The 12,790-nt window shown below is 68.5% G+C and carries 12 protein-coding genes; 7 read left to right on the forward strand and 5 right to left on the reverse strand.

All coding sequences use genetic code 11. The annotated features are described in order from the left end of the window. Positions 1-28: 28 nt before the first annotated feature. The gene (gene ygfZ, locus CCZ27_RS08065) at positions 29-1,060 is read right to left on the reverse strand and encodes a CAF17-like 4Fe-4S cluster assembly/insertion protein YgfZ (protein WP_096447159.1); all 1,032 of its coding nucleotides are present in this window, start codon (positions 1,058-1,060) and stop codon (positions 29-31) included. 210 nt (positions 1,061-1,270) lie between these two features. Between ygfZ and mltG the strand changes: the two genes are divergently transcribed. The 7 genes from mltG to CCZ27_RS08100 all read left to right on the forward strand — a co-directional run bounded on the left by mltG (position 1,271) and on the right by CCZ27_RS08100 (position 7,405). Further along, positions 1,271-2,284: an endolytic transglycosylase MltG gene (gene mltG, locus CCZ27_RS08070; RefSeq protein ID WP_096447161.1), complete on the forward strand. Its 1,014-nt coding sequence runs from the start codon at positions 1,271-1,273 to the stop codon at positions 2,282-2,284. Further along, positions 2,281-2,919, forward strand: coding sequence for a dTMP kinase (gene tmk / locus CCZ27_RS08075; RefSeq protein ID WP_096447163.1), 639 nt, complete (start codon positions 2,281-2,283; stop codon positions 2,917-2,919). The genes mltG and tmk overlap by 4 nt, the downstream gene beginning before the upstream one ends. Then, positions 2,916-3,968 (forward strand): DNA polymerase III subunit delta', encoded by a 1,053-nt coding sequence (gene holB, locus CCZ27_RS08080; protein ID WP_096447165.1) that lies wholly within the window; start codon positions 2,916-2,918, stop codon positions 3,966-3,968. Before tmk ends, holB begins: the two co-directional genes overlap by 4 nt. Before the next feature lie 148 nt (positions 3,969-4,116). After that, positions 4,117-4,482: a PilZ domain-containing protein gene (locus tag CCZ27_RS08085; protein WP_096447167.1), complete on the forward strand. Its 366-nt coding sequence runs from the start codon at positions 4,117-4,119 to the stop codon at positions 4,480-4,482. A gap of 9 nt (positions 4,483-4,491) precedes the next feature. Beyond that, positions 4,492-5,262: a TatD family hydrolase gene (locus CCZ27_RS08090; protein ID WP_096447169.1), complete on the forward strand. Its 771-nt coding sequence runs from the start codon at positions 4,492-4,494 to the stop codon at positions 5,260-5,262. Then, the gene (locus CCZ27_RS08095; protein ID WP_096447171.1) at positions 5,249-5,956 is read left to right on the forward strand and encodes an ankyrin repeat domain-containing protein; all 708 of its coding nucleotides are present in this window, start codon (positions 5,249-5,251) and stop codon (positions 5,954-5,956) included. The genes CCZ27_RS08090 and CCZ27_RS08095 overlap by 14 nt, the downstream gene beginning before the upstream one ends. A gap of 171 nt (positions 5,957-6,127) precedes the next feature. Further along, entirely contained in the window at positions 6,128-7,405 is a 1,278-nt protein-coding gene (locus CCZ27_RS08100; RefSeq protein WP_096452337.1) for an NAD(P)/FAD-dependent oxidoreductase, read from the forward strand. A 24-nt stretch (positions 7,406-7,429) separates the two neighbouring features. On the opposite strand, the gene nadC is transcribed toward CCZ27_RS08100, so the two are convergent. The 4 genes from nadC to CCZ27_RS08120 form a co-directional block, all read right to left on the reverse strand. Then, the gene (gene nadC / locus CCZ27_RS08105) at positions 7,430-8,275 is read right to left on the reverse strand and encodes a carboxylating nicotinate-nucleotide diphosphorylase (protein ID WP_096447173.1); all 846 of its coding nucleotides are present in this window, start codon (positions 8,273-8,275) and stop codon (positions 7,430-7,432) included. A gap of 81 nt (positions 8,276-8,356) precedes the next feature. Next, positions 8,357-9,862: an NAD(P)H-hydrate dehydratase gene (locus CCZ27_RS08110; RefSeq protein ID WP_096447175.1), complete on the reverse strand. Its 1,506-nt coding sequence runs from the start codon at positions 9,860-9,862 to the stop codon at positions 8,357-8,359. 64 nt (positions 9,863-9,926) lie between these two features. Beyond that, on the reverse strand, positions 9,927-11,471 hold the full coding sequence (locus tag CCZ27_RS08115) for a SpoVR family protein (RefSeq protein WP_096447177.1): 1,545 nt from the start codon (positions 11,469-11,471) through the stop codon (positions 9,927-9,929). Continuing rightward, positions 11,468-12,739, reverse strand: a complete 1,272-nt coding sequence (locus CCZ27_RS08120; RefSeq protein ID WP_096447179.1) for a YeaH/YhbH family protein — start codon at positions 12,737-12,739, stop codon at positions 11,468-11,470. The genes CCZ27_RS08115 and CCZ27_RS08120 overlap by 4 nt, the downstream gene beginning before the upstream one ends. Positions 12,740-12,790 lie beyond the last annotated feature (51 nt).

The raw sequence follows: 12,790 nt of genomic DNA on the forward strand, positions 1-12,790 counted from the left end.
GCGAAGCCCGCCGCACGGTCCGGTGATCTCAGGCCAGCGGATAGGGCATGCCGAGCAGGGTGAGCCGGGCGCCGTCCGGGCTGCCGAGATGAACCTCGCCGGCTTCGGCGCTGCTGGTCTGCAGGACGGCGAGCGCTTCGAAGCCGCCGCCCGGTGCCGGCGCGACGTTGACCAGCTTGCCGGCGGACTGCGCGCCGAAATCCGGCGCGAAGAGATCGGCGTTCGGGGCCGGCGCCGCATCGCCGGGGATGGCGAGCCGGTACATGCGCTTCTTCAGCTTGCCGAGGTACTGCGTGCGGGCGACGATTTCCTGCCCCGGGTAGCAGCCTTTCTGGAAGCTCACGCCGCCGATGAGTTCGTAGTTGAGCATCTGCGCGACGAATTCCTCCTGCGTCGCTGCGGTGACGAGCGGGATGCCGGCGCGGATCATCGCGAGCTGCCAGGCGGCGGTGCCCGCCTTCGCCGCGCCGCCGGCGGCGAGCGCGTCGAACAGGCGCGGCGCCGACCCGGCCGGCGCGGCGACGACGAACATCGCATCGCCGATGCGCATGCAGCGGCTGCCTTCGGCATCGCTCGCCTGCTTCATGGCGGCATCCGGCACGGGCAGCCCCGCGGCGCGGAGGGCGGTGATGGCGCCGGCGCCGGAGACGCCGATCAGCAGCGTGTCGGCGCTGGCGTCGGCCAGCTTCACCTTGCTGCGCAGCACGTACATCGACAGCTTCTTCAGGACGGCGGGGAGGATGTCGGCCGACAGCGCCAGCGCGTGGCCCTCTGCCTCGCTCCACATCAGAAAGCTGGCGATCATGCGGCCCTTGGGCGAGTTGAAGCTGTTCCACGCCGCGTCGTCGGCGGCGAGCCTGAGCACGTCGTTCGAGACCAGGTTGTGCAGGAAGGTGGCGGAATCCGGTCCGGTGGAGCGGATCACGCCCAGGTGCAGCAGCGGCACGGCGATCGTGCCTTCCGCTGCGGCGCGGGCTTCGGTTTCGGCGTCGGCAAAGGCGACGGCGGCGCCGTTCGGTCGGGCGCCCTGCCGGGCGAGGTGGTCGGTCCAGGCGGTCATGGTGGTCGTTGGCATTCTCTGGCTGGGGTAGGCCGAGACCGGTCGGTATCGGCGCTGTTTCACTCGGCGTGGAGCCGGTTCCGGCGATGTCGCCGACCTGCTTGCGCGATGCAGTATTATAGGCCCCCGCCGCAAGGCGACAGTCTTCGCCGCGACGCGCTTCGGCCGCTGCCGCGGCGGACTGCGCTCCGGTCCTGCAGACGATTCCGCATGAAACGCCTTTTCCGCCGCGCCACGTCCTACCTGTTCCTGCTGGCCGCACTTTTCGTCGCACTGGCCAGCGCGGCGCTCTGGTACGCCCATCAGCCCGTGGAACTGCGTGCGCCGGTCGTCGACTTCACCGTGCAGCGCGGCCTGGGCATGAGGCAGGCGGCCAATCACATCGCCGGCGCGGGCGTGGGCGTGAATCCGCGCATGCTGACCTGGCTGGCGCAGCTCACCGGCCGCGCCAACCGGATCAAGGCGGGCAGCTACGAGGTGCATGCCGGAGTGACGCCCTGGCAACTGATCCTGAAGCTCTCCGACGGCGACGTCTCCCAGGCTTCGGTGCTGCTGGTCGAAGGCTGGACCTTCCGCCAGGTACGGCAGGCGCTGGAGACGGCGCCCGAACTCGTGCCCGACACCGCCGGCCTGTCCGACGCCGAGATACTGGGTCGCATCGGTGCGAGGGAGCCCCATCCGGAAGGGCTCTTCTTTCCCGATACCTATCTCTTCGACAAGCGCTCCGGCGCGCTCGCCGTGCTCAAGCGCGCCTACGAGGCGATGCAGCAGCGGCTGGAGCTGGCCTGGGCGGAACGCGACCCGGCGCTGCCGCTGATGAATCCGTACGAGGCCCTGATCCTCGCCTCCATCGTCGAAAAGGAGACCGGCCGGCCCGAGGACAGGGGGCTGGTCGCGTCGGTGTTCGCGAACCGGCTGCGCATCGGCATGCCGCTGCAGACCGATCCCACGGTGATCTACGGCCTCGGTCCGGAGTTCGACGGCAAGCTGCGGCGCAAGGATCTCGACACCGATCATCCCTGGAACACCTACACCCGCTCCGGCCTGCCGCGGACGCCGATCGCAATGCCGGGGCCGGACGCCCTGCGCGCGGCGGTCAGGCCGCAGTCGAGCGACTTCCTGTATTTCGTCGCGCGCGGCGACGGCAGCAGCGAATTCTCGCGCAGCCTCGCCGACCACAACCGCGCGGTGGAGCGCTACATACGCAACGGGAGAACGAATTGACCCACACGGGCCCTGCGGCGCGCGGCCGCTTCATCACTTTCGAGGGCATCGACGGCGCCGGCAAGAGCAGCCAGATCGCTGCCGCCGTCGCCACTTTGCGCGCGCGCGGCATCGAGGTCGCCCCGTCGCGCGAGCCGGGCGGCACGCCGCTGGGCGAACGTCTGCGCGAGTTGCTGCTGCACGAGCCCATGCACATCGAGACCGAGGCGATGCTGATGTTCGCCGCGCGGCGCGAGCATCTGGCCGGCCGCATCCTGCCTGCACTAGAGGCCGGACGCTGGGTGGTCTGCGACCGTTTTTCCGATGCCACCTATGCCTACCAGGTCGGCGGGCGGGGCCTTTCGCGCGACAAGTTCGCCGCCCTGGAAGCCTGGGTGCATCCCGGCTTCCAGCCCGACCTCACGCTGGTGTTCGATCTGCCGCCCGGCGTCGCGGCAGCGCGCATGGCCGCCAGCGGCGCGGACCCCGACCGCTTCGAACGCGAGCAGCGCGATTTCTTCGAGCGCGTGCGGCATGCCTACCTCGAGCGTGCGCGCGGCGCGCCGCAGCGCATCCGTGTGATCGACGCCGACCGCGCGCCCGAACTCATCCGCGCCGAGATCGAACATCTGCTCGCGGAGCGCTTCTTCGCATGATCGCGCCCTGGCTGCAGCAGACCTGGATGCGCCTCGTCGATCTCGGCGAGCGGCTGCCGCATGCGCTGCTTTTCGTCGGGCCGGCCGGGCTGGGCAAGCGCGCACTGGCCGAGGAACTGGCCGCACGGCTGCTGTGCGATGCACCGGCCGCCGGCGGACGGGCCTGCGGGCATTGCGACGCCTGCCAGTGGCGCATGTCAGGCAACCACCCCGACCTGCATCTGGTGATCCCCGCGGCCGATGCGGACGACGGCGAGAGCGCGGAGGGCGAGGGCGCGCGCGAGCCGGCCACCAAGGCCAAGTCGAGCCAGATCGTCATCGAGCAGATCCGCGACCTGCAGTCGGCGCTCAGCGTCACCGGGCACCACAGTGCGCGGCGGGTGGTGGTGATCGACCCGGCGGAGGCGATGAACGTCTTCACCGCCAACGCGCTGCTGAAGCTGCTCGAAGAGCCGCCCGCGGGCTGCGTCTTCCTGCTCGTGTCTTCGGCGCCGCGCCACTTGCTGCCGACCATACGCAGCCGCTGCCAGCAGTGGATGTTCGCCCGGCCGGAGGCGGCGGCGCTGGCGCACTGGCGCGTCCATGCCGGCGACGAAAGCGCTTCGCTGCTCGCGGTGTGCGGCGGCATGCCGCTGGCGGCCGAGCGCCTGGCTGCGGCGGGAGGCGCCGCGCTGCTCGAGCGTTTCGTCCGCGACGTCGGCCAGTTGCAGACCGCCAATGCGCTGCGGCTGGCCGGGCAGTGGGAGGCGTGGCTGAAGGCGAAGGAATCGGCCGCGGCGGGCTTCGGCCTGCCGCAGCTCGTGGACTGGATGCGGCGCTGGGTCTGCGACCTCGCGGCGCTGCGCCTGGGCGGCAGGGTCCGCTTCTTTCCGGCCCAGGAGGGCCTGCTGTCGGCACTGGCCGGCCGCGTCGGCGTGGCCGCGGTGAGCAACTGCTACAATGAGTTCGCCCAGATCGGCCGCGTGGCCCAGCATCCGCTGAATCTTCGCCTCTTCCTGGAGGACATGCTGCTGCGCTACGCCAGGGCGACAGCCGGAGCACGCGAATGAGCACCCCGGCCCGGGCGTCCGAGAGGAGCTTTTTTTCTTCCACGGGCCGGGTGGAGCAGGGGGTTCGCGGCGCACCGCTCCGTGCCAGTGGAACGGGCCGGCCGTACGGGGCCGGCCATTCTTCGCGCAGCGACAGGAGGGGAATCCAGTGAGCGACAAACCCAGGGCCCACGTGGCGCGGCCCACGGTGCTGTCCCTGAACATCAACTCGAAATCCGCGCTCTATGCGGCCTACATGCCGTTCCTGGCCAACGGCGGCATCTTCGTGCCCACCCCGAAGACCTACAACCTGGGCGACGAGGTGTTCATGCTGCTGCAGTTGATGGACGATCCGACCAAGCATCCGATCGCGGGCACGGTGGTCTGGATCACGCCGGTGGGCACGCAGGGCGGCAAGACGCAGGGGATCGGCGTGCATTTCTCGTCGGACGACTCAGGCAAGGTGCTGCGCGGCCGGATCGAACAGGTCCTCGCCGGCCACCTGGGCACGAACCGGCCCACCCATACCCTCTGAAAACCACCGATGTTCATCGATTCGCACTGTCATCTCGATTTTCCCGATCTCGCCGCGCGGGAAGACGAAGTCCTCGCCACGATGGCGGCCAACGGCGTCGGCCAGGCCCTGTGCATCAGCGTCAGGCTGGAGGATTTTCCCCGCGTGCTCGACCTGGCCGAGCGCCATTCCAACCTGTGGGCGACGGTCGGCGTGCATCCGGACAACGCCGACTGCCGCGATCCCGACGTGGCCGAACTCGTCCGGCTGGCGGATCATCCGCGGGTGGTGGGCATCGGCGAGACCGGGCTGGACTACTACTGGAACAAGGACGAGCCCGAATGGCAGCGCGCGCGCTTTCGCACGCACATCCGCGCGGCGCGCGCCTGCGGCAAGCCGCTGGTCGTCCATACCCGCAGTGCCGCCGCCGATACGCTGCGGCTGATGCGCGAGGAAGGCGCGGCGGAGGCGGGCGGCGTGATGCACTGCTTCACCGAGAGCTGGGAGGTTGCCGAGGCGGCGCTGGAACTGGGGTTCTACATCTCGTTTTCGGGCATCGTCACCTTCCGCAACGCGAAAGATCTGAAAGAGGTGGCCAGGCGGGTGCCGCTCGACCGCCTGCTGATCGAGACCGACTCGCCCTATCTCGCCCCGGTGCCGCACCGCGGCAAGACCAACCAGCCCGGCTGGGTCGTGCATGTCGCCGAGGAGATCGCCCGGCTGCGCGATGAACCGCTGGAGCGCATCGAGCGCGCCACGACCGACAACTTCTTCCGACTCTTCCGCCATGCCCAGCCCTGACCGTTCTTTCCGCCTTGCCCTCCGTTCCCTGCTCGCCGCCGCGTCGGCCTTCGTCCTGCTCGGCGCGGGGCCGGCCGGCGCGGGCAGCTACGAGGATGCGCTCAGTTCCGCACGGCTGGGCGATACGTCGCAACTGGTCGGTCTGCTCGGCAAGGGCATAGACCCGGACACGGTGGACGCCCAGGGGAACACGCTGCTGATCCTCGCCGCCCGGGAAGGCCAGCTCGCCACCGTCGAAGCCTTGCTGAAATACCGCGCCAGCGTCGGCACGCGCAACCTGGCCGGGGATTCGGCGCTGATGCTCGCGGTGCTCGCAGGGCATGAGCAGGTTGCCGACGTCCTCATGAAGGCCGGCGCCCCGATCAACCAGGACGGCTGGACGCCGCTGCACTATGCGGCGTTCGAGGGACGCCTGGTCCTGCTGGACAAGCTGCTGGCCGCCGGCGCCGAGGCCAATGCGGCGGCACCCAACAAGTCGACCGCGCTGATGCTGGCGGCGCGCAATGGCCACATCGACGTGGTGCGGCGCCTGCTGAAGCGGCCCGACGTCGATCTGGACATGGTCAACGATGCCGGGCTCACCGCGGACAATTGGGCGCTGCAGAACGCCAACACCGACATCGCAGACCTGATCCGCGCCGAGCGGCGGCGGCGCGGCGGAAAGAATCCGTCCATCACGATCGAGATCGAATAGGGCGCGAACGGCGCGCCCGGGCAGGGCCCGCCTCTCGCAACGGGGGCCGGCCGTGGTTTTGTTGAAAATATAAGAAAACGGTTATAAAGTGATTTTCGTCCCCCGCCTGGATGGCGGGCCGGGCGAACGCTTTCCCGACACAGTAAAACGACAATCACGGAGGAGATGGAGATGGCACACATCGTTGTGGTCGGCGCGGGCATCGGCGGCATGCCTGCGGCGTACGAACTGCGCGCGAGGCTGGGCGCCGCCCATCGCATCACGGTGGTCAATCCGACCGACTACTTCCAGTTCGTGCCGTCCAACCCCTGGGTGGCGGTGGGCTGGCGCAAGCGGGAGGACATCATCGTCCCGGTGCGGCCCCATCTCGAGAAGAAGGGCATCGACTTCATCGCCCAGCGCGCCACCACGCTGGAGCCCGAGCAGAATCGCCTGCAGCTCGCCGATGGGCGCGGGCTCGATTACGACTACCTGGTGCTGACGACCGGCCCCCGGCTCGCGTTCGACGAGGTACCCGGGGCGGGGCCCGAGGGCGGCTACACCCAGTCGATCTGCACGGTCGATCATGCCGAGAAGGCGCGTGCGGCGTACGAGGCGTTCCTGGCCGACCCCGGTCCGGTCGTGGTCGGCGCCATGCCCGGCGCGAGCTGCTTCGGGCCCGCCTACGAGTTCGCCTTCATCCTCGACGCCGACCTGCGCAAGCGCAGGCTCCGCCACAAGGTGCCGATCACCTTCGTGACGAGCGAGCCGTACATCGGCCACCTCGGGCTTGGCGGCGTCGGTGATTCCAAGTCCATGCTCGAGAGCGAACTGAGGAATCGCGACGTCAAGTGGATCACCAATGCGCGCACCTCGCGCGTCGAAGCCGGCAAGCTGGTCACGACCGAACTCGATGCGCTGGGCAATGCCGTGCGCGAGCATGAAGTGCCGTTCCGCTTCGCGATGATGCTGCCCGCCTTCAGGGGCGTGGATGCGGTGGCGGCGGTGGACGGGCTGTGCAATCCGCGCGGTTTCGTGCTTATCGACGAGCACCAGCGCAGCAAGAAGTACCGCAACATCTATTCGGCCGGCGTCTGCGTGGCGATTCCGCCGGTGGAAACCACGCCGGTGGCGACCGGCGCGCCCAAGACCGGCTACATGATCGAGACCATGGTCAGCGCCATCGTCGAGAACATCACGGCGGACATCGAAGGCCGCCAGGCCAGCGCCAAGGCGACGTGGAACGCGATCTGCCTGGCCGACATGGGCGACACCGGCGCCGCCTTCGTGGCCCTGCCGCAGATTCCGCCGCGCAACGTTAACTGGTTCAGGAAGGGCAAGTGGGTTCACGTGGCGAAGATCGCCTTCGAGAAATACTTCCTGCACAAGATGAAGGCCGGCTCGACCGAGCCGGTGTATGAGAAGTACGTGCTGAAGGCTCTGGGCATCCTGCGCCTCGAGCGCGACTGAGAGAAGCTGCCGCGCGTGCGGCGCTCAGTCCTCGACGTGGCGCAGGGACAGGTCGAGCGCCTTCACGTCCTTGGTGAGGCTGCCGATCGAGATGCGGTCCACCCCCGTCTCGGCGATCGAACGGACCTTTTCCAGGCTGACGCCGCCCGAGGCTTCGAGCTCGGCGCGGCCGTCGGCGATGCGCACGGCTTCGCGCATCTGGTCCGGATCCATGTTGTCGAGCAGGATCATCCTGACGCCGGCATCGAGCGCTTCCCGAAGCTGGTCGAGGCTTTCGACCTCGACCTCGATGAAGACGCCGGATGGCGCGAAGGTGCGCGCCTCGTTGACGACCTGGCGAATGCCGCCGGCGGCGATGATGTGGTTTTCCTTGATCAGGATGCCGTCGTACAGCCCGACCCGGTGATTGGTGCCGCCCCCCACGGTGACCGCGTACTTCTGCGCCAGGCGCAGGCCGGGCAGCGTCTTGCGGGTGTCGACGATCTTCGCGCGCGTGCCCGCGACGGCGTCGACGAAGCGGCGGGTGACGGTCGCCGTGCCCGACAGCAACTGCAGGAAATTCAACGCGGTGCGTTCGGCGGTGAGCAGCGTGCGCGCCCCGGCGACGATGTCGCACAGCACCTGGTTGGGCTTGGCGAGGTCGCCGTCCTGCACATGCCACACCACCATTGCGCTCGGGCTGAGCGCGGCGAAGGTGGCGTCGAACCAGGCGGTGCCGCAGATCACCGCCTCCTCGCGGGTGATCACCCGGCCGCGGGCATCGGTGCCGGCAGGGATCAGCAAGGCCGTCAGATCCCCGGTGCCGACGTCTTCCGCCAGGGAGGTGGCCACGTTGCGCTGGATTTCGACGCGAAGCTGATCGGAGATCATGGCGGGAGTCGCTGTGGTTGAAGTGGGCGCGATTCTAGCACCGCGGTCCCGGCACGGCCGACGTGCCGGCGGCCATCCCCGCTAGGGGGTGTGCCGCGCCTGGGCCAGCCAGCCGTTGAACAGGCGCCGCGCCGCGCCGATCAACTCGCCGGCGGTGAGGCCGATCGGGCCGACGCCTTCGCGCGCCAGCATGTCCGCGGCCGCGCCATGGAGGTGGACGGCGGCGATCAGCGCCGGTTCGGCGGCCCAGCCCTGGGCGAGCAGGCTGGCGACGAGGCCGGTCAGCACGTCGCCCATGCCGGCACTCGCCATGCCGGGGTGGCCGGTGCCGTTGATGTACCAGTGGCCGTCCGGCGTCGCGATCAGGCTCCCGCAGCCCTTGAGCACGGTGCAGGCGCGGAAGCGGGAAGCGAGCGCCAGCGCGGCGCTCAGGCGGTCCCCCTGCACTTCCGGACTGCTGCAGCCCAGCAGGCGAGCCGCCTCCGCCGGGTGCGGCGTCAGAACGGTCGGCGATCGGCGTGCCGCCACCGCGCCGTGCAGGGCTGGATCGGCGGCAAGCAGATTCAGTGCGTCGGCATCGAGCACCAGCGCGTGGTCGCCGGCGATCGCGCTCACCAGCTCGGCCTGCGCTTCGGCACGCTGGCCCAGGCCGGGCCCCAGCGCGAGCACGGTGAGCTGGCGCGGCAGCGCCGGTGCGTTGCGCAGCATCAGTTCGGGGTAGGCATGGTCGACCGCCGGTGCCTTCGGGTCCAGCAGGCCGACATAGACGCGGCCGGCTCCGAGCCAGAGCGCCGCGCGGCCGGCGAGCAGCGCCGCGCCGGCCATGCCGGCATCCCCGCCGAGGATGCCCACGTCGCCGTGGCGGCCCTTGTGGGTATTGCGGGGGCGCGGGACGAGGCAGGTTTCGAACAGCGCCGGCGTGATCGCGTGGCCCATCGGCACAAGGCAGGCGGGGCAGTCGATGTCGAGCCGCTGCACCGATATCTCGCCGCAGTAGTCCGGGCCGTCGTTGGTCAGGAGGCCCGGCTTGAGCGCGATGAAGGTCGTGGTATGGGTGGCCCGGAAACAGGGCCCCAGCGGGCGGCCGGTGTCCGCATCCAGTCCGCTGGGCACGTCCAGCGCCATGCGCGGGGCGGGCTGCGCATTCAGCGTGGCGATCCAGTCGGCGAAGCGCCCGTCGATCTTCCTTTTCAGGCCGATGCCGAAGAGGGCGTCGACGACCAGCGCCCATCCTTGCGAGGGGGCCGACGGCAGGTCGGAGGCGATCGTGCCGCCGGCGTGCAGAAAGTCGGCGTGGGCCTTGCCCGCATCGCTGGGCAGGGCGGCGGGATCGTCGGCGAATGCGACGATGACCTCGCGCCCGGCCTGATGCAACTGACGTGCCATGACGAAGCCGTCGCCGCCGTTGTTGCCGGGGCCGCAGGCAAACAGGATGGGCCCCGGACGGTCCATGATCAGCCGCACCGCATCCTCGGCCGCCGCGCGTCCCGCACGTTCCATGAGCGGCGGCTTGGCGGAGGGGATGAGTTGGTGCTCGATCTCCCGGATGCCGGCAACGGGGTAGATGGGCTGGGCGGGCGAAAACATGGGCGGTCTCCGGCGACGAAGACCCGATTTTACGGCCGGATCGGCGGCCGGCCGTCATCCGCCCTCAGTTTTCCAGCGAGTTGCGCCGCTTTTCGACCCGTGTCTCATGCACCAGTTCGCGGCGGCCGGTCTCGTCGACGGTCTCGAGGCGCACGGTGAATCCCCACAGCCGGGCGATGTGCTTCATGACCTCTTCGGTGGTGTCGCCCAGGGGGCGGCGCTGGTGCTGCTGGTGGCGCAGGGTGAGCGAGCGGTCGCCGCGCAGGTCGACGTTCCAGACCTGGATGTTGGGCTCGCGGTTGCCCAGGTTGTACTGCTCGGAGAGGATCTGGCGCACGCGCTGGAAGCCCGGGTCGTCGTGGATGGCCGACACCTTGAGCTTGTCTTCGCGGTCGTCGTCGAGCACGGCGAAGAAGCGGAAATCGCGCATGACCCTGGGCGACAGGTACTGGGCGATGAAGCTCTCGTCCTTGAAGTTGCGCATGGCGAAATCGAAGGTCTCGCGCCAGTCGGAGCCGGCGATCTCGGGGAACCAGCGGCGGTCCTCGTCGTCGGGGTCCTCGCAGATGCGGCGGATGTCGCGCCACATGGCAAAGCCCAGCGCGTAGGGGTTGATGCCGCTGTACCAGCGGCTGTTGTAGGGGGGCTGGGCGACGACGTTGGTGTGCGACTGCAGGAACTCGAGCATGAAGCTGTCGGCCAGCAGTCCTTCGTCGTACAGGGTGTTGAGCAAGGTGTAATGCCAGAAGGTGGCCCAGCCTTCGTTCATGACCTGGGTCTGGCGCTGGGGGAAGAAGTACTGCGCGATCTTGCGCACGATGCGCACGACCTCGCGCTGCCAGGGCTCGAGCAGCGGGGCGTTCTTCTCGATGAAGTAGAGCAGGTTTTCCTCCGGCTCGGCCGGAAAGCGCTGGCGTTCCGGGCGGGCCTCGGGACGCGCCTCATGGGTGGGGAGGGTCCGCCACAGGTCGTTGACCTGCGTCTGCAGGTATTCCTCGCGTTCCTGCTGGCGAAGTTTCTCTTTCGTGAGCGACAGCTTCGGCGGCCGCTTGTAGCGGTCGACGCCCAGGTTCATCAGGGCGTGGCAGGAGTCGAGCAGCATCTCGACTTCTTCCTCGCCATAGCGCTCCTCGCACTGGCTGATGTAGTTCCGCGCGAACACGAGGTAGTCGATGATGGCGTCGGCGTTGGTCCAGGTGCGGAACAGGTAGTTGCCCTTGAAGAAGCTGTTGTGGCCGTAGGCGGCATGGGCGATCACCAGCCCCTGCATGGCCAGCGTGTTCTCCTCCATCAGGTAGGCGATGCAGGGATTGGAATTGATGACGATCTCGTAGGCCAGCCCCATCTGCCCGCGCCTGTAGCCTTTCTCGGTGGCAAGGAAGTGCTTGCCGAAGGACCAGTGGTGGTAGTTGACCGGCATGCCGACCGAGGCGTAGGCGTCCATCATCTGCTCGGCAGTGATGACCTCGATCTGCACCGGGTAGGTGTCCAGGCCGTAGTCCCTGGCTACGCGGGCGATCTCGGTGTGATAGCGGTCGATGCTCTCGAACGACCACTCCGAGCCGCTTGGCAGCGGCTTCGGTCTGCGGGCGGAAGTGACGCGTCTCATGCGATCGTCTTCTTGAAGAGTTCCCTGAACACCGGGTAGATGTCGGCCGGCGACTCGATGTGCTGCATGGCGAAATTGTCATGCGTACCGCACAGCTTCTCGTATTCGCGCCACAGGTTCTGCGGCTCGCCCGACGTGATCTCGATGTAGGCGAAGTACTGGCACCAGGGCAGGATGTCGCTGTCGAGCAGCTTGCGGCAGATCGGCGAATCGTTGTCCCAGTTGTCGCCGTCGGAAGCCTGGGCGCCGTAGATGTTCCACTGGCCGTTGGCGTAGCGCTCGCGGATGATGTCGCGCATCAGCACCAGCGCGCTGGAAACCACCGTACCGCCCGATTCGCGCGAGTGGAAGAACTCGTCCTCGTCAGTCTCCTTCGCCACCGTGTGATGGCGGATGAAGACGACGTCGATGTGCTCGTAGGTGCGCGTCAGAAAGAGGTGCAGCAGCATGAAGAAGCGCTTGGCGGTGGACTTGCGCTCTTCGTCCATCGAGCCGGAGACGTCCATCACGCAGAACATCACCGCCTGGGTGGTCGGCTGCGGCACCTTGATGCGGTTGTTGTAGCGCAGGTCGAAGCTGTCGATGAAGGGGATGTTGTCGATCTTCGCGCGCACCTTGCCGATTTCGTCGCGCAGTTCGCGCACCTCGTCGCTGTCTTCGCCGAACATCGCGATCGCGTCGTCGAGTTCGCGCTGCAGCTCGCGCAGCCGCGCGTTGTACGGCGAACCCAGCGCCAGGCGGCGGCCGAGCGCGCCGCGCATCGAGCGCACGATGTTGATGTTGGCCGGCACCCCGTCCGAGGTGAAGCCGGCGCGTTGCGTCTTGTAGTCGGTGACGCGCGCCAGTTGGGTGCGGATCAGGTGCGGCAGCTCCAGGTCTTCGAAAAAGAGTTCGAGGAACTCCTCGCGCGAGAGCTGGAACACGAAGGCGTCTTCGTGCTCGCCTTCGTTGCCGGCCTTGCCCTTGCCGCCGCCTCCGCTGCCGCCTCCACCCAGCGGGCGGTTGATCAGATCGCCGGCGGAGAACTGGTCGTTGCCGCTGAAGACCTGCTCCCAGATGCCGCCGCGGCCCTGATGCAGGATGGGCTCGGACAGGTCGCGCGCAGGGATCGACACCTCTTCGCCATTGTCGAGGTCGCGGATCGAACGGCCATGGATCGCCTCCGACACCGCCTTGCGGATCTGCTGCTTGAAGCGGCGCATGAAGCGCTGGCGGTTGACGGTGCTCTTGTGCTTGCTGTCGAAACGCCGGTCGATGATGCGGACCATACCCCCTCCTGCTGCGGCCCTGGGCCGGCCCGCGACGCGGCGTGCCGTCGC

Source organism: Thauera sp. K11, from assembly GCF_002354895.1.
In the GTDB taxonomy this organism is placed as follows: Bacteria; Pseudomonadota; Gammaproteobacteria; order Burkholderiales; family Rhodocyclaceae; genus Thauera; species Thauera sinica.